Source organism: Streptomyces sp. MGP-BFMKR1 (assembly GCF_057766585.1).
Window position 1 is genome coordinate 1 of the sequence record NZ_CM173408.1, and the last position, 18016, is coordinate 18016.

Annotated in this window: 9 protein-coding genes and 2 pseudogenes; 8 read left to right on the forward strand and 3 right to left on the reverse strand. The window is 68.1% G+C overall.

Annotated features, from left to right (window positions below; genetic code table 11):
• Positions 1–645: 645 nt before the first annotated feature.
• From AC3CHW_RS00005 to tpg, 3 genes and pseudogenes are all read left to right on the forward strand, one after another.
• Positions 646–3047 (forward strand): annotated as a pseudogene (locus AC3CHW_RS00005) (helicase associated domain-containing protein).
• A 56-nt stretch (positions 3048–3103) separates the two neighbouring features.
• A pseudogene (gene tap / locus AC3CHW_RS00010) lies at positions 3104–5198 on the forward strand (telomere-associated protein Tap).
• Positions 5199–5296: 98 nt separating this feature from the next.
• Complete coding sequence (gene tpg, locus AC3CHW_RS00015; protein WP_488469073.1) at positions 5297–5761, forward strand: telomere-protecting terminal protein Tpg; 465 nt, start codon at positions 5297–5299, stop codon at positions 5759–5761.
• A 992-nt stretch (positions 5762–6753) separates the two neighbouring features.
• Here tpg and AC3CHW_RS00020 read toward each other — a convergent pair.
• Positions 6754–7245, reverse strand: a complete 492-nt coding sequence (locus AC3CHW_RS00020; protein WP_488469069.1) for a pentapeptide repeat-containing protein — start codon at positions 7243–7245, stop codon at positions 6754–6756.
• 903 nt (positions 7246–8148) lie between these two features.
• Here AC3CHW_RS00020 and AC3CHW_RS00025 point away from each other — a divergent pair.
• Positions 8149–8889: a 3-keto-5-aminohexanoate cleavage protein gene (locus AC3CHW_RS00025; RefSeq protein WP_488469068.1), complete on the forward strand. Its 741-nt coding sequence runs from the start codon at positions 8149–8151 to the stop codon at positions 8887–8889.
• Positions 8890–10324: 1435 nt separating this feature from the next.
• On the opposite strand, the gene AC3CHW_RS00030 is transcribed toward AC3CHW_RS00025, so the two are convergent.
• Positions 10325–11299: a cytochrome P450 gene (locus AC3CHW_RS00030; RefSeq protein ID WP_488469074.1), complete on the reverse strand. Its 975-nt coding sequence runs from the start codon at positions 11297–11299 to the stop codon at positions 10325–10327.
• 362 nt (positions 11300–11661) lie between these two features.
• Entirely contained in the window at positions 11662–12498 is an 837-nt protein-coding gene (locus tag AC3CHW_RS00035) for a tRNA-dependent cyclodipeptide synthase (protein ID WP_488471260.1), read from the reverse strand.
• A gap of 600 nt (positions 12499–13098) precedes the next feature.
• Here AC3CHW_RS00035 and AC3CHW_RS00040 point away from each other — a divergent pair.
• From AC3CHW_RS00040 to AC3CHW_RS00055, 4 genes are all read left to right on the forward strand, one after another.
• Positions 13099–13734 carry a TetR/AcrR family transcriptional regulator gene (locus AC3CHW_RS00040; protein WP_488469075.1) on the forward strand — a complete coding sequence of 212 codons (636 nt, stop codon included), beginning with the start codon at positions 13099–13101 and terminating at the stop codon, positions 13732–13734.
• An 839-nt stretch (positions 13735–14573) separates the two neighbouring features.
• Positions 14574–15305 carry a gamma-glutamyl-gamma-aminobutyrate hydrolase family protein gene (locus AC3CHW_RS00045; protein ID WP_488469076.1) on the forward strand — a complete coding sequence of 244 codons (732 nt, stop codon included), beginning with the start codon at positions 14574–14576 and terminating at the stop codon, positions 15303–15305.
• A complete protein-coding gene (locus tag AC3CHW_RS00050; protein WP_488469077.1) occupies positions 15302–16012 on the forward strand; it encodes a GNAT family N-acetyltransferase in 711 nt (236 codons plus the stop codon). Before AC3CHW_RS00045 ends, AC3CHW_RS00050 begins: the two co-directional genes overlap by 4 nt.
• Positions 16013–16104: 92 nt before the next feature.
• The gene (locus AC3CHW_RS00055) at positions 16105–17991 is read left to right on the forward strand and encodes an NAD(P)/FAD-dependent oxidoreductase (RefSeq protein ID WP_488469078.1); all 1887 of its coding nucleotides are present in this window, start codon (positions 16105–16107) and stop codon (positions 17989–17991) included.
• Positions 17992–18016: the final 25 nt, after the last annotated feature.

Here is an 18016-nt window from a genome sequence, read left to right on the forward strand (position 1 = left end):
AAGAGCTAATTGCGCAAGCGCAATTCGAATTCCCCCGCAACGGACGGATTTTCCGCTTGCAATTCCGACGAATAAATTCGCGCAAGCGCGAATTGGAGGTGATCGCGAAAGCGCGATCACCCGAGCTGGCTACGAGGGGGTGCATCACGCGCGGCCTGTGTGGGACTTGGGCTTTTCGCCCACCACTCGTGTAACGAGAGTGATGGGTCGTCGGCCCGATCGAGTGTCGGCCCACCGCAGTGACGGGCTCCGCTGCGCTCCACCCGAACCCCTCCTCTCCCCCTCAAACCGCCCCGCTCACGTTCGCGAGACCTCACCAACGTACTTTATGAACCGTGCTAGCGGGCCAGATTTGACCAAGTGTTAACCTGCAGAGGGAGCTGCGCGCATTGAACGACGAATCACCGGTGTTGAGTGTGTAAAGTCTGGAAGCAGACACCACCACTCCAGCCCGCTGCTCACCGCGCCGGATTCGGCTTTTTCGCTGCTCAACCGGAAGGTTCAAAAGCATGGCGAACGTGAAGTTTTTACGGTTCTGGATATTGTAACGGCTGCGGCACAACATGGGAATTTGGGCCGTCGACGACGGACCATTCTCAAATCCGATCACGAGTGCACGCCCGAGCAGGACGGCGAGTAAACCACATGACCGTGAAACTGCGTGAACACCAGATTGAGGCCGTAGCCGCTATCGTGCGCGGCCTCGACATCCCGCCGGGTGGCATTCCCTGGAATGGTCTGCGCGGGCAGGTGCACGCCGCGTGCGGGACGGGCAAGACCATCATCGCGGCGGCCTCCGCGAAGCGGATTGTGCCCAAGGGGCGAATTCTCGTGGTGGTGCCGACCCTGATCTCCTGGCGCAGTACCGCGAGGTGTGGAGTGGGGTTGGGCATAAAGGGCCGGCGGTCATGGTGTGCTCGCCGCTGGATGATCCGGAGCTGTGGCACCTGGGGTGCGGAGCACCACGAACCCCGTGCGGCTGGCGCTGTGGCACTCCACGGGGCCGGTGACCATCTACGCCACCTATGCGTCCTTGGGCGTGCTCACGGAGGCGTTCGAGGGCGCCTATGGGCAGAAGCTCGCGCCGGTGGACCTGGCCGTGGTCGATGAGGCGCACCTGGACCAGTGGGTCGATGGGGAAGGCGTGGGCGGACATCCACGACCAGACGAAGATCCCGGCGCGCCGCCGGCTGTACCTGACGGCGACGCCGCGGATCTTGGAGGAGCGGCTGAACCGCGAGGTCGCCGAAGGGGTGCGTCACCCGCTGCCGCGGAGATGGCGGCCTCCATGGACGACGAGAAGGTCTTCGGGCCCGTCCTGTACAAGCTCTCGCTCGCGTCGGCGGTGTCACGGAAGCTGCTGGCGCGGTACCAGATCATCGTCCTGGAACTCCAGGACCCGGTCGTCACACCCAAGCGGCTGATGGGCGAGGATCGGCACACCGAGGAGGTCCGCGGGCAGCGCCTCGGAGCGCTCCAGGCCGCGCTGCTGCACGCCATGGCGCAGCACAACCTCCAGACCTGCATCACCTTCCACCACCGGACCATGGAGGCGCAGGCGTATGCGGAGGGCTTGGAGCGCGTGGCGGCCAAGCTGCACGCAGGCGAGCCAGGGAAGTACCCGTCGGAGATCTGGGCGGACTGGCTGTGTGGCGAGCACGTCCCGGAGCGCCGGCGGGACGTTTTGGGCCAGTTCGGCTCCACCGCCCGGCGCGCGGTGCTCTCCAACTGCCGTGTCCTGGGTGAGGGCGTGGCATCCGGGCCGTGGACTCGGTGGCCCTGCTGGACCCCAAGGGCGCGCCGCACGACATCGTGCAGGCGATTGGCCGCGCGCTGCGTCAAAAACCCGGAGAGGGCAAGCTCGCCTCTTTGATCGTGCCGGTACTCCTCCAGCCCGATGAAACGCCGGAGGATATGTTTACTTCGGGTTCGTACCGGCCTTTGGTGAAGGTATTGGAAGGCCTGCGGGCTCACGATGAAGAGGCCGTGGAATTGCTGGCGATTCCACAGGAGCCTCAGAAGGATGTTGCGCAACCCTCCGAATACATCGGGGCTGCACCCGATGATAACGATGAAGAAAGTCGTCTGCTGCTCCGGTTCGCGGCTCCGCGTGACCCGGTGATGGTCGCGAACTGGGTGTCCTTCAACGTGATCGACACCGAACGGCAGGACTGGGCGCGCGGCTGGGCGAGCTCAAGGAGTACGTCGAGCGTGAGGGCCACGCTCGGGTTCCGTACGAGCACAAGGAGGGAGCGTTCCCGCTCGGGCAGTGGGTGGCGGAGCAGCGACGGGCGTACGGGGCGGGGCAGATGAACGGCCGGCGCGCGGCGCGGCTGGAGAGGCTGGGCATGGCCTGGTCGGCGGCCGATGTGCGGTTCCAGGAGAACCTGGCGGCGGCCCGGGTGTACTTCCAGGAGCACTGGACGCTGTGCGCTCCCCGATCGGCGGCCGCGCTGGGCAAGCCGGTGGGACAGTGGTTGTCGAACCTGCGCCGTCCCGGTGCGCTGGACACTCACCCCGAGTGGGAGGCCGCGCTCCTGGCCGTAGACGAGGACTGGAACCCCTCGTGGCCCGCCGAGTGGCAGCGGCACTACGCCGCGCTACGCGAGCTGGTGCGCGACGAGGAAGGTACGGCCGAGGTCCTGCCCGGCGTCACCGTGCACGGGATGGACGTGGGCAAGTGGCTGGCCCGGCAGCGGAAACCCGAGGTGTGGGCGACCCTGGCCGACGGGCAGCGCAAGCGCCTGGAAGCCGTCGGCGTCACCCCGCTCGCCGCGGCGCCGGCCCCGGTGGAGACGGGCGTGCCTCCGCAGCCGTCCATGGCGCCTGTGAGCGCCTTCGAGAGGGGCGTTGCGGCCCTGGCGCAGTACAAGGCCCGCACGGGCTCTGTGAAGGTCCCCAGGGGGCACGTAGAGGCGTTGCCGGACGGGACGGAGATCAAGCTCGGGGTGTTCCTGTCCAACAGCAAGAGTCGCCGGGCGAAGCTGACCGTCGACAAACTCGCCGCGCTCGCCAGCCTCGGACTGACATGGGCGCGGGAAGGTTAAGGGATGGGATAAGTTTCGGGTTAAGCGGTACTGGTCCTGATGTGAGGGTGCAGGGAATGGCGTCTGAGGAAGAGCTGCTCGTGTCTGTTGACGCTCTGTTGAATGAGGAGCCGCATCTGCCGCCTCCGGTGGAGCGTGCCCGGTTGCGTGAGGCCGCTGGCATCACGCAGGCGCGCCTCGCGGCGGCCCTCAAGACCACGACGCAGTCGGTGAAGAACTGGGAGAACGGCCGCTCCAGCCGAAGTCGCCGCGTCTGGAGGCATATCAGCGGCTGTTGAAGGGGTGGGCGGCGAAGTATCTGGTACGCGGCGCAGCGGCTGCCGTGACGGCGCCGGCGGTGTTCGGTGAGCTGGCCGTCTTCTCGGGGGAGGCGGCTGAGGCCCCGCAGGCGCCCAGCGTTGCGGCCACCGGGCCGGTACGTTCCGTCCCCCGGTCGACCGCGGCGTCGCGCCGCCCGGTCGCGAAGAAAGACACCCCGGCCCTCTGCCGATCCGCGCTTCCCGCATGGTCCGCTTGCGGTTTTGGATGGTGGGGGCTGCGCGTATGGCGTCGAATGGACGGCGCTCGACTGTCCGGCGACCACCATCCCCAGCTCGTGGAGTGGACGCTAGGTCGAGTCCGGCCTTGGTGCGCCGAAGCTCAACCGCCACGGCAAGGACTCCACCCGCTGATCGTGCTCACCGCCGCGGCTGCCGTGGGTCTGGGCTGCCCGAGCGGTTGGAGGGTCACGAGCAGCGCCGCTCTTTGCGTTTGCCGGAGGATCACCCGGTGGTCAAGCAGGTGGGGCGCGCGAAGTGGCAGCTCACGCAGCGGGGCTTCGGCCCGTGGGCGCGCATCTACCGTAAGGCGCAGGGCCGCGAGCGGCAGTGTGTGCAGCTCGCGATTCTGTCGTGGGATGTCCTTGATGAGCGGTCTTGGCCTGGCGTCGCCGAGATGGAGCCGGCTGAGATCGCCCGCGTGCTGGGGGTGTACGCCCAGCGGGTCATCACCCCGCGGGGGTCGACGGCTGTCTCGGGTCTGGAGTTGGATGACGGCGTTGCGCCCGCCGACGAGGCCGGAGCGCGATGAGGGGACCGGTAACTGGGTGAGCGGCTACAACCCGGGCTCGTTGGGGACGGAGCCGGTCGACCCGGCGCCGCCGGAGGCCACCCGCAGGAGCACCCGGTGCTCGTTCAGTCCCGGCTGGAGTGGTGGCTTCCTCGATGAGGAGGCGTACCAGTGGGTGCGGCCGGTGGAGACGCTGTCCGATGAGGAGTGCATGCTGCCCTTCGCGGTCGGCCTGGATCTCAATACCGCCTTCCTGGCTGCCGCGGCCCGCCTGGTCGTCGGCCTGTCCGCCCCCGACCACTTCGTGGGCCCGACGTTCAACCCGAAGATCCCCGGGAGCTGGCTGGTCGACCTGTCCCACATCGAGTTGGACCCGCGCCTGCCCTCGCCGTTCACGCCGACCGGCTCCCGACCGACGGGCCCGGCCTGGTACCAGACACACACCCTCGCCTACGCCCAGGAGCTCGGCTCACGTCCACCCGATCGAGGCGTACCTGCGCCGGGAGACCGGGGCGTACCTGGACCCCTGGCATGACCGGCTGAAGAGCGCGTACGTGGACACCCTCGCCGACCTCGGCGTGACCAAGGACCTGTCAGATGCCGAGTTCCTACGGCGATGGAGCAGCACAAGCAGGTTGATCCGGCCTTGGCCGCCGTCCTCGCGGCTATCAAGGCCACGGTCAAGGGGGGCGTGGGCAAGCTCCGTGAGCGCCCGCAGGGCAGGCACTACAAGGAGGGTGAGCGGTGGCCGGCCTTGCAGCGGCCGACTTGGCGCCCTGATATCCGCGCTGCCGTCATCAGCAAGGCCCGGGTGAACATGCACCGCAAGCTGGGCAACATGGCGAGGATGACCGGACTGTTCCCGCTTGCCGTGCTCCTGACTGCGTCGTCTACCCCTCACCGAGCGCGAGCCCGCTGGACTTCCTGCCCTACGCGGAGTCCGGCAAGCCTCAGCCTGGCGCCTTTCGTCTTGGGCCCACCCCGGGGCTGGCGAAGTTGGAGGGTGTTCAGTCGATGTTGTGGGCGGTGGAGCTGATGGAGAAGGGTCTCAACCCAGCCCGGCATATCAAGGGCGGCGACGCCGTCGTGGACGAAGGTGAGTAGGGGCGTGGGGGAGGTTGATGAGGCGATTGAGCGGGCCGATCGGGATCCTTCACCCGGTCAGCCGCCGAAGACGTTGAAGGGACAGATCTGGCTTCCTGTTGCGACAGTCGGGGAGTGCGAAGGCTGTCGCGCGCGAGATCGGTGTCACCGCCGACTCGGTGAACCGCTATCGGCGCCGTGCTGGTACAGCGCACCCGCGCCGATGTCGCGGTGAGGATCCAGGACGCGGTACCAAGCGCTGGCAGCCGCAGGTGCGTAAACGTCGGCAACGACAGGCCGCCACCATGACCGGCATCACGGTGGAGACCCGCGCCCGCTTCGGCTACACCGCACCGATCGGCACCACCGACGACGGACGGTTTAGGCGACTTACCGTGCATCTCCCCCCGCAGTACGCCCAGCGCCTGTTCGACGCCCGCGACGCAGGCGCCAGCGACCAGCAGATGCGCGCGATCATCGCCGAAGGATTCAAAGAGATCTACTTCCAAGACGGCGGAGCCCGCGCCACCGGACTCTCCGACGTCACCCTCAACGACATCGACTACCTCGACCTGGGCTACTGACCCCGACCTTCGCCGTATGCCCGCACCCGGAACACCAGCAGCTCGATGAGGCAGGCAGCCATCTCGTGCCCCCCTGAGTTGGTGGCCTGGCTAAGGGGTGGTGTGTTGGCCGGGGGCACGGGGCGCAGCGAGCCGTCTGTCCGGTTGGTGGAGCAGGCGCGGTGGCGGCTGTTTCGGGACTGTGGGTTGGTGTTATCACTTCCTGGAAGACGTCCGTGCCAGGTTGGTGACCGGCGAGGCATCTCGGTGGTTGTGCTACTGCTCTGCCTGTCCCCGGGCCCGTCCTTCATCGTGGACGGCGGACCCGGGAAGGGTCACACCCTTGGGGCAACAGGGGCAGCAGCAGAGCTGGCACCGCTCGAAATATGTCGGACGACGCTGAACTGATGGGCGGGGCCACCGCGCTATCCCACCCGCTGCCAGTCATCCAATATGTCCTCGGGCGGTCGTCCAGAATAGTCTCGGGCGGCCGTCCAGAATAGTCTCGGGCGGCCGTCCAGAATGGTCGGGCGGTCGTCCAGGATGGTCTCGGGTTCGGCGATGCCGGCACCTTCGACCAACACGACCAGGTCATGGCCGCTATGGGAGTGCCGCCGACTTCGTCCGACCGCGGCCGGGCCCAGACGTCACCGGTGCGGACCGTCCTCATACGCGAGAACCGTTCCGTTCCGCGACGCCCTGCTGCGCGCGCGACTCTCCAACCATACGAGCAGCGGAAAGGAGAAAAACAACCTCGCCATCACCATGAACGAGTTGTTTAGGGATGAAGGCTCTTCATCGATCTGCCCTTCGCGCGATCACCGTGGACCGGCTCGCCCCCGGTGACACATCAACGAGCCCAGGACCACCCCTTCCCGGCTCGCCAACACCAACAGCCAGGCCGCCACCAGACAAGGCACTGTCACGAGCTAACTCCGGACACCCCAGCGAAAGTCTCACGTCGGCCCGGTCTTTCGCGCGCAGTGGTCTTCGCTCGGGGCGGGGCTCCTCGGTCACGGTAGGGATCGCAGGGGTGGGTGTTGTGTCGTCATCCCTGAGGGCTGGAGCAGCGGCGGAGGTTCGGGGCCAGGGGCCTCGGTGATCACGACGGCGGCCGCCGTGTGGTCGAAACCGGCTGGCCAGCGAGTGTGCTCGCTGGCCAACGCGCCGGCCAGACGTGCCTGAAGGAGATCGGCCGTGCTCAAGTCGGAGCCCCGCAGGTCGGCCAGGCGCAGGTCGGCGCGGCGGAAGACAGCGCCGCCCGCGTCGGCCTTGCGCAGATTCGCCTCGCGCAGGTCGGCCTCGGTGAAGTCCGCGGCACGCAAGTCGGTTTCGACCAGCCGTGCGCCCCGCAGGTCAGCCAGAACGCAGCGAGCCCGGCACAGGATCGCCGTCTTGAGGTCGGCGTGCCGCAGGTTGACCGAGACGAGAGACGCCTGCGTGAGGTTGGCGTGGTACAGGCCCGCCGCCTCCGTACACGACCGGTCGAGGTTGGCCTCGTGCAACCACAGCCATCGCAATCGGCCCGGCGCAGATCCGTCACACTGAGGTTTATCCCAGACTGCTGTCGCGGTCGCAGCAACAGCACACCGAGCCCGGTCAACGCCACCTGAGCATCGGCAGCACGTACCTCCAGTGGCACGACATCGTTGATGGGCACGTCCCTCGCTGGAGCTCCCGGTACGGTAGGCGGCCACGGCAGGTGCGTACGCAGGTATGCGGCCTGGATGGAGATGACAGCCTCACGGTCTCGAGCGGAGTGCTCCGCGATACGCCACAGCGCGTGGAGTCCACCGATACGTGTTTCCAGCTTGTCACTACCGAGCTGGTCAACGGCCGTGCTGAACCGGTCGGTAACATAACCTCCCTGAGTGGCACGTAAGCCGGCCTGGCTCACTCGCAGTTGCCGCCAGGTGGCATACGCGCCGAACAGCACGACCATGCCACCCACAGCCTGCACAAGTGTCGTACGCACGTCGTTCACTGCCTTGAGCCGATCCCGCGCAGCCACGCCCTCCCCAACCAGGTCATAATCCACCACCACACCCGGCAACACGACGAGCACCGCACCCAAGACCGCCAACCCCACAGTCGCGGCGAACAGGGCCGTGATCGTACGATGCCTGGCCAACCAGTCGCGCCATGGCCTACGACCGCGCTCCGGCTCCCCCATCTCCATGAGCAGGGAACCCTAAGCACCGCTCACAAGACGATCAAGATTCACGGCTCGGGATGTACGGCTTGGAATCTACGGCTTGGAGCGGTGGCGCTCCACTGCGCTCGGACGTACAACCATGGCGCTCTACTCCACTGGCCCAAGGCGAGTGTGCGGAGGTGCGGACGTAGGTCGCCGTCCTGGCACGCCGGCACCCTGGAGACACCCAGCCGCGGCCTGGGAGGATAGCGTCATGCTGCAGGTGTGTCTCAACGGCGCTCGAAGCCGCGCCGAGTGCCCCCACCTCCCGGTGACCCCCGCCCAACTAGCAGCGGCGGCCCGCGAAGCTGTCACCGCCGGCGCCCAGGACATCCATCTGCACCCCAAGGACCGCGACGGCCAAGACACGTTGGAGGCTGACGCTGTCGCCGCCGCTGTCAGCGCGGTTCGAGCCGCGATCCCAGGTGTCCCCGTTGGGGTCACCACCGGTGCGTGGGCCACGGCGGACCCGCAACTCCGCGCCGCGCAGGTCCGCACCTGGACCGTGCTCCCTGACCACGCCTCCGTCAACTGGCACGAAGCCGGCGCCGCCGAAGTCGCCACGGCCTTGCTGGACCAGGGGATCGGTATCGAAGCCGGCATCTACTCCGGCACCCCCGCCGCACAGCGATTCCTGGACTGGCCCGACGCCCACCGAGCCCTACGCATCCTGGCCGAGATCACCGAGACCACCCCACAGGACGCGGCCCACACCGCTGCCGACCTCCTCGACGACCTCGAACCAGCCACCCCACCGATCCTCCTGCACGGCCAGGACGCCACTGCCTGGCCCATGCTCCACCTCGCGGCCTCCCTCCATCTGGACACCCGCATCGGCCTGGAAGACGTGCTCCACCTCCCAGACGGCACCCCCGCCCAGAACAACGCCGCCCTCATCCACACGGCCCGCGAGGCTATCCAGCACACACGCAAAGCTAACCCTCAACGGTCCTGATCACGCGCCCGCGTAACCTCCCTGCCCCAGAACAGGCAAGCACCAAGGGGAAAGCTGGCCTGAGACTCACGCAGCGACAGGACACCTGGATCGGCGGCCATCATCCACCAACCGCCTGAGCGAAGGGGAAAACCGTCCGCCGGACCGAGCCGAGGGGGAAGTCGTCCGGCCGACTGAGCGAAGGGGAAAGCCGTCCGGCCGACTGAGCGGAGGGGGCCGGCGACTGCCCTCTGCACGATCTGTTCGTCCGGGCTCGTCTGGTGGGATCGGCCACACAGGACGTAGGAAAGGTCACGTCGGACTTCGGCAAGCAGGTGCCGGCGGTGGAAGCCCCGCCGTCGTTCATCACAAACACCGTCGCAGCGACGACCACCGCGACGACCACCGAAGCGATGTAGACCAGCGCCCGCACCGCCGCGCTCTGCCGCCCGCCCACGCCCGCTGTACCAACCGGTCAACGACACCGACGCCATAGAAGCGGAACGCCGAGGCGCCCCCCACTTGCATGGCTTGGGCAGCGACACCAACTCTGCACGCTCCGACCGGCGGATACCGTCGGCGACCCGACAGCCAACACACAGACACCCGCTCCCCCACCGCAGGCCCGCGCACACCAGCTCACCACCACCACAGACCCGCACGTACACCCACACCCGAATCACACCGGTGATGAACTCGACAGACGCTCAAACGCCAGCCACAGGCAGAACAGCAGGACCTCAACCAGCACGGTCCACGAGGCCGGCCGCCAGAACACCACCCACGGACCGCTCTCCCCACCACGTACTCGCACACCGACACCAACCAGACCCGACAACCAGCCGCCGAAGAGCAACGAGCAACTCGCGGCCGACGTCATCGATGGCCGGCATGCCGCAAGCCTCGCCCTGCGGGGTTCGGAGCGCGCGGCCAGCTCCCGCAAGGCACGCGCCCACCATCTGGCTCAGTGTGACGCGCGGGTCTCATCACCTGTACTTGCACTGATAAAGATGCCGGCCGGACTATTCAGGCCGCCTACGGGCCACCACAGCACGGGCCGCCCACACGTGCTGTGCACGCCGCTGCACGGAGTGCTGCCCGCTGCGAGCCAGGGCCTCTTGCCGACCACCTTGTAAGAGGCCAGCTACCGCTGTGGCCAACCATATAACTCTCACACCGGCTCACGACTCCCCACGGCCGCTCCCGGGAACACCCCGGAAGCGGCCACACTCCTGAACCGCACGATCACAGCCAAAACCGGAACCGGAACATGCCGGGAAGCGGGAGGCCAACAGCAAACCCCACACACAGCGAGCGCCAGCCGCGTGGCCAGGCGGTCGGGCCCTGACCACAGAGCCCGACCGCAGGTCGTCACCCGCCTACCCGACGAGACGGGCACGATGACAGGCAGGCACGTGCGACGAGCCGCCGCACGCGTATCACCGGCGCGTGCGTGTCACCAGGAGGCGGGGATCGCCTTCGGGCGACGGAAGAAGAGACCCTCGTGCCAGCGGACCTCCTCGGGCTCCACGGTCAGGCACAGCCCGGGCCGGCGAGCCATCGCAAGCACCATCGCAGTGATCAGACAGCGAGCCAAGCGGTTGCCGGGACAGAAGTTGGGACCGTGGCCGAAGCCGAGGTGCCCCGGGCCCTGGCGCTCGGGGAGGAAACTGTCGGGGTCCTCGAAGGCGTCCGGGTCATGGTTGGCGGCCTCCAGCGAGACCATCGCCACCTCGCCCGCCCGAATCGGAACACCATCGATGTCAGCGTCCTGGGTGGCCATCCGTTTGGCAGCTCCCGTCGACAGCGGGGTATAGCGCAGGAGTTCCTCCACCGTCTCCGGAACCAGCGCGGGATCGCCGTGCAGCCGAGCGAGGGTTTCCGGGTGCCGCAACAAAGTGATCACAGCGCCGCACAAGAACCCCGAGGAGGTGGGAAAACCGGCGATCAACAACAGCGCGGCGATCTCGGACAGCGCGGCATCATCCAACGGACCGGCCTCGGCCGACGCTTGAGCGAGCCGCTTGAGCAGATGGTCCCCAGGCCCCTCGACCAACCGGCGAGCATGAGCGGTGAAGAACTGATGGATATCGATGAGACCAGCACGCTGCTCAGCAGCCGTGGCGCCACAGAACTGGAGAGCGAGGTCGGTACGCTCACGCAACAGCGCAACCTCTTCGACGCTGAGCTCACCAAGCAGGACACGAGAAGTCATCGCCGCCGCCAAAGGCTCCGCGAAACCCGCCGCTAGATCAACGGGACCCCCACGCTCAGCGAGGTCACCCAGCAGCGTCTCGGCCCGATCACACAGCCACGCCTCGTGGCGCCGAGCCGCGCGCGCTCCCAGACCTTCGGTGAACACCGAATGCATGCCCGCCTCACGCAACACCGACACACCATCACCGGTGGTGCCAGGAGCACGCAGTTCCACAGGCTCCTGGCGAGGCGCCCCGGGAGCCATCGCAGCGGTCGAACTGAACCGCGGATCTTCCAACAACCGCCTGGCGGTGGCGTATCGAGTGACAAGCCACAACCGGTCCCCGGTGTACTCAGATACCACCGGACAAACCGGCGCGTCAGCTTCACGCAGGCGTTGGTGGTACGGAGAGAGAACCTGACTCCAATCATGAAAAGGAAAGGTGAGAGGGCCTTGAGCAGTGGTCACGGTGAAACACTCCTTCACATACGGCAGGCGCGGCCCACTCCTCTTGAAGCAGGACGAGTCTCCTGGGACCGGTCCGGATCCGCTGGGCGCAACGCGGGTCCGCTGGGAACAGTGCGGGTGCGGTGGGATCAGTTCGGGGCCGCGTGGTCCTGGAGGAGGATGAAGCCCTGGTTGGCCGCGGCGTGCAGGGGACCGGCCCCGGTGTAGAGCAGGTCGGCGAAACCCACCGGCGCGTGATAGCTGACCAGCGACGAGGAAACACCCAGGATGCTCGGGGTGTCCATGAAGAAAGGCAGTTCGTCGATGAGGTACTCCAGGGCCAGGGTGGCGGCGGCGCCGCCCTGGCCTTCCGGCGTGGGGCCTTCGCCCTGGCCGGAGTTGGCCGCCGTCCCGGGTTCGCCTGCCGTTCCGGAGCCGGCTGCCGCCATGGGGAGGGCGCGGGCGGACACCTTCTGGCAGATGGCACGGGTGCGTTCGTCGGTGGTCAGCGCGTCCCGGACGCGCAGGTGCAGTCGCTGGTAGGCCACGGACTGCGCGAGGTCGGACAGCAGGTGGGTGTGCTGGTCCGCCACGGGGACCTCGCTGCGCTCGAAGGCGCGGCGGATTCGCCTGCGGACACAAGACACCTCTTTCCGCGCCTTCTTGTGCGCCGCCTGCTCGGAATAGCCCTGAACTCGGTAGTTGGACGCCAGGGAGCGATCGGGGACAATGACGTCTGTTCGCTGGAAGGTGGCATGCGCCCAGCGGAACATACGGGCGAGGGTGGGGATGTTGAAGTAGCCGTTGCCTGGGCTCACCCCGATCAACAGGTGATCGGCCGCGCGCAGGAGCCGACGGCAATTGGGTGTGTACGCGAGCGGGGTGTAGCCGCCGGCTGCTACGGCCACGGGTAACGGTTCGGACGCGGTAGCGGGCGTGGGCGTGGATGGTGCCGCGGGTGCGGAAGTCTGTAACGCCCTGGGCATGGCTGGCGTCAGGGAATACGACACAGGGGAACCCTTCGAATGGCTGCGAATGGGGCTCTGCTCGGTGTGGACGTCCGTGACCGGCGCCGCTTCATCACGGCGAACGGCGCACAGACGGGAAGCGGAAGTTGTCGTTCTTGGGCTGTTCCGGGCGCGTCAGTCCTCTCACGGCACTGGGAGAGGGCGACAGGGGTCCGGCTCGTTCGCCAGCCCGTCGTGCGCTGCTCAGCGGGGGCCGGTCACCTGAGTTGGGCCCTGGTACAAGTGCGGGGCGAACACGCCCGGACGTCAGCCGGGTTCGCGTACCACGGAACGGTGGTGGGGTGGCGGGTACTCGCCTCGCTCCAGAGCATGCGATGAGAGCCGTAACCGGGTCCGGGTGTCACCGGCCGCTCCGAAAGGTGCGTACGGCACAGGTGGATGATGGCCAGCTTCGTACCCCGCGTGGTGCGCCTTGGATACGTCATCGCAGTGCCTCTCCCTCGCGTGGTCCGTGCGCTACCGCAGAACTCGTCGAACAAAGAAGCAACCCGCTCACCGGAGTCTAACTCCGGTGAACGTAGCCTGGCAACGGCGACCAAGATACGACAAGGTACGTGCATGTCCACACCGCACAAGAGCCGGCGGAGCGATTACGCGGAGGCCACCCGACTGGCCATCGTCGAGGCCGCGCGGCTGCTCTTCTCGCACAAGGGTTACTTCGCGACCACGGTCGAGGAGATCGCCGCCAAGGCCCGGGTCGCCCCGACCACCGTCTACGCCGTCGGCGGCGGCAAACAGGGTCTGCTGCGCACCCTGGTGGACATCTGGAGCCAGGCCCCCATCGTCGCCGCGTCAATGGACGAGTTCGAGTCCCTCACCGACCCGGACGAGCTGCTACGGCGACTCTCCGCCGTGACGAGAACCATGCGGGAGAGCTACGGCGACATCATGCACATCCTGATCGCCACAGCACCCCACAACCGGGACGCGGCCCACGCCCTGGGGATCGGGACCCGACGCTATCGAGACGCGCTCACCACCGTCGCCACCCACCTGCACAAAATCGGCGGCACACACCCGGAAATGACCACAGAACAAGCAACCAGCATCCTGTGGTTCTATTTCGGATACAACGGATACTCCGCGCTAGTCGACGAGAACGGGTGGCCCTACGACCAGGCCGAACCCTGGCTCACCCACCAAGCCACCATGGCCCTACGAATACCCGTACCGGGCCATGAACACATCGGTTAGCCGCCCCTGAACGGGACCAGATCCCGTCAACCTGCCTTCTGCGCAAGAAGCTGACCGATACCTCGGCGTCCACTACCGGACACCGGAGGCTGGAAGGGGCGGCGCTTCCCCACTCGCCCCGCTGACACAGCAGGCCACCCCGGCCCGAACGCTCCGGTTGCCGGCAGACGCGGGCACGCCCCGCAGCGGGACATGCTCCACCAGCGTCTTCGCCTCGTGCATCGCGTCAGCGAGGCAACACATGTTCAGGACGGTAAAACCCTCACATCCTGTCAGGGGCCACCTGTGGTCAGTGAGGTGCGGGACTTCTCGACAAGCGGCATGCGGCGGTGGCGAGTAGGGCAGCGCCCCTCCCCCAACGAGCTTCACTCCCTCGCCAATCACCTCTGCTCGCCATGAAAGCATCTTCCGCCTCAAGCGCCGATCCACCACCTCTATCACCGCCACCCACATCAACCTCCAAAGCACCTTCCCATGCGTCACCGCGGCCCCGTCAAAAGCCGTTGACCTCCACATCACCGCATTCCCCGGTTCGGCCACTGCCCATCTCGACAGCATGATTGATCACCGCTCCCGAAACTCCCCGCGCCCGCCCCGGAACACCGCGCCTCACACGCCACGAAACCGTGTTCACCAGGCAAGGTGGAACCGCTGAAACGCCTGCTTTCGTACGCGAGTTGAGGGTTCGGCGCTCCGGTCGAAGGCTGTTGCCATTGTTGTATGGGGTGGGCTAGCGTGCGGAGTGGTCGTCATACGGCGAGTGTGGATGCACGGGGTGCGAGAGGCCGTGTCGACCAGGCGTATCGCCGGTTCATGCGCTCATACCGGAAGGTTGGGTAATGGCGAAGAAGACCCCAGGTCTCCCCCGGGTGGGCGTGACCACGCGCTTTCGGTCCGCTCTTGTCAGCCACAGCATTCATCGCGGCTATATCGACCAGGTGGCACGGTCCGGCGGTTTGCCTCTCGCCATTCCCACCGTCGAACCGGAATTCTGTGACGATTATCTGAATACGGTGGACGGGCTGTTGTTGACCGGGGGCGAAGACATCGACCCGCTATTCAGTCCCGGGACGCCCCGCCAGCGCGACTACACCTACCATCCGCGGCGCGACGCCTTCGAGTTCCGCCTCGGCCGCCGCGCGCTCGACCGTGGGCTGCCGGTGCTCGGCATCTGTCGTGGCTCGCAGGTTCTGTGGTCCGTGACGGGTAACCCGCTGATCCCCCACCTCCCGGATGTCAACGGCGGTCAGGTGCTCCACCGGCACTCACCCACCGAGCCCGCTCAGCACAGTGTCCGACTCGTGCCGGGCAGCAAGGTGGCGCGGGCGTACGACGAACCGGTGGTCAAGGTGGCCTCCCTGCACCACCAGGGGCTTGGTCCACAGACACCCGGCGATCTGCGCTGGCGGGTGGTCGGGCATGCCGAGGACGGCATGGTGGAGGCGTTCGAACGGGAGGACGCTGCCGCGCCCTGGGCCGTCGGTGTGCTGTGGCATCCCGAGCTGCCCGTCGGCGAGGACCGGACCGATCCCTTGATCGCCGCCTTCGTCTCCGCGATCGGCACGTCATGACCATCGGGATTCAGCGTCTTGGCCCGGCCGACCTCGGGCTCCTCCTCGATCTCCAGGAGAAGATCCACGCCGCCCAGCCCGATCCCGACACCTTCCAGCGCAGCACGCCCGAGTTCCTGGCGTACTGCCTGGCGGACGGCGGGCGTTGCTACCGGGCCGTCCACGGCGACGAGACGGCCGCGTACCGCATCGTCTACTTTCCGCGTGAGCGGCCGTTCAACCTGGCCATCGACACCACCGTGCCCGCCGCCGAGTACGGCACCGTGGCCCACTTCGACACCATCGGCGTGCTGCCGGACTGGCGGGGTCACGGGCTCGCCCGGCGCCTCAACTCCCGCGCCCTGACCGACCTGGCCGACACCGGCACCCGGCACATCCTGGCCACCAGCGCGCCGACCAACCCGTACGGCGTTCGGGCGCTGACGGAGGCCGGGGCGCGTGCCATCGGTGTGGTCGAGAAGTTCGGTGGCAAGCTCCGGCTGCTGTTCTACCGGCCCTATCCGCAGGCTTGGCCCGCGGCTCCTGCCACCGGTGCCCAGCCGGTCGCGGCAGCGCGGCGGCGTGTCGCACTCGTGGACACGACCGCCTTGGTCGACGCCTTCCGTCAGGGTTGGGTGGGGGACGGCGTCCGGTTCGCGGCGTCGGGCGCTGCCGACCTGCGCATGGTGCGCTCCTGCCTGCCGGTGTCCCTCCGTACGTATGACTAGCCCGGCCCGGCGCTTCGGTCAGTCTCCGCGGCGGAGGGCCGGCCCGCGTCACCGTCCTCGTTCCCATCGGCTCGAACAGGATCGTCCGCGCCATGAAGACCGCCATGAAGACACTGCTCACCGTGGTCAACCCCGATCTCGCCCGTACCGACTTCCTGCGCTCGGGGGACGTGGTCCACGTACCCGAGGTGGCCGACGCGGACGAACACCGGCTGTTGGACGCGCTGTGCCGGCACGGCGCCACCGCGTTGGTCGCCACCCAGCGGCCCAGTGACACCCTGCTGCGCGCCTGGGCGCGGCACACCGCCGGCCCGGTCCAGGTCGCCTACGCCGTCCCCGCGACCGGCCGCTCCAGCGGTCCGTGCGCTCCGGCCGATGCGGGGCGCACCGTCCCGCCGCCGCGCTCCGGCGGCCGGCACCAACCGGCGCCCACCGTGTACGAGCACGCGCTGGGCGGCACCGACGTGGAGTCCATCGCCACCGCCCTGGCCCACTGCGAGCGCGCCGTCGCGCGCGCCCGCACCGTACCCGCCGGCCTGGCGCCCGCGGCCGGCGGCCCGCGCGAGGCGTTCCTGATCGGCGCCGGCCTGGTCAACCTGGTCACGGCCGTGTACCTGGCGGACGCCGGCTACCGGCTCACCCTGGTCGACCGCTCGCCCGCGCCGGGCACCGCGCAGTGGTGGGCGTACGGCTGCACCCACGGCGGTGACGACGCCCGCATGTTCACCTTCACCGAGATGGACGGCTACAACAACACGGACTTCCACGGTGGCGTGCCCACCTGGTTCCGGCGACCGGTCACCGACTGCGGCTGGTTGGCCCGTGAGCCCTGGTCGCTCACGGCACAGGAGCACGCCTGGATTCAGGCGTTCGAGAGTGTGCCCTCGTGGCTGGCCCGGGCGTACACCGCGGATGTCTTCGCGCTCAGCGCCGAGGCCGGCCGGGAGTGGTCGGCGCTGCGCGCCCGGTTGCCGCACCTGTTCGAGGACGTGGTGCTGACCGACGGCATCCTGCGCGTGTACACCGACCCGGACCACCTGCGGGCCGCCACCGCGCGGCACCGGTCCATCGGGGCCCTGCTGGGTGAGGTCACCCCCGCGGACATCGCCCGCGACCACCCGGCTCTGGCTCGCGCCGCCGGGGCCGGCGCCCTAGCCGGTGGCGTGCTGGTGCCCGGCTTCACCCTCAACGTGCACAGGTTCACCGAGCGCCTGGTGGCCCATCTGGTCGATCGCGGGGCGCGGTTCCACTGGCGTACGCCGGTCACGGGTGTGCGCCGCGATGCGCACGGCGCGCTGGTCGGCTTCGACTGCGCCGTGCCGGTACCCGAGCACGCCCACGTCATCGCCTCCCCCGGCGTGGCCGGCGCGGCGCTGCTGCGCTGCACTCCCTGCGAGGGCCGCGTCCACGGGGTGCTCGGGGGTTGGATGCGCGTCGACAACCGTGATCCGGCCCTGCGGACCTCGCTCAAGGTCGCCCGGCGCGGCCACGTCACCGAGGACGCCAACATCACCGTGGCCCGCGACGGCGACGGACGGAGCGTGTTGATCGTCGGTTCCGGTTACGGCTACATCGGCGCCTCGGACAGCCCCGACGAGCGTCAACTCGCCGCCATCCGCGCCGGGATCGCCAACACCATCAGCCAACTCTTCCCCGGCAGTGCCGCGCCGGCCCCTTCGTCCCGTACGCACGACAATTACGCGTTCAAGTACTGCGTGCGCCCGTGGACGGCCACCTCGCTCGGCCTCTACCACGTCGAACCCCGCCAGATGGGTCGTACGGCACCGCACCAGGGTGGCTTGTTCATCGTCACCGGTGGGCACAACACCGGCGGCTTCGCCCAGTCACCGGCCATCGGGCGCGCCGTGCTCGCCTCGGTGTGCGGCACCAGCCACCCGATGCACACCCTCTACCACCCGGAGCGCCACCCGGCACCCGCCGCGCGGTTCGCGCCCCTGTCGCTTCCCTCCCCCGCCTGACCCACCGCGTGAGCCCGCGGCTCGC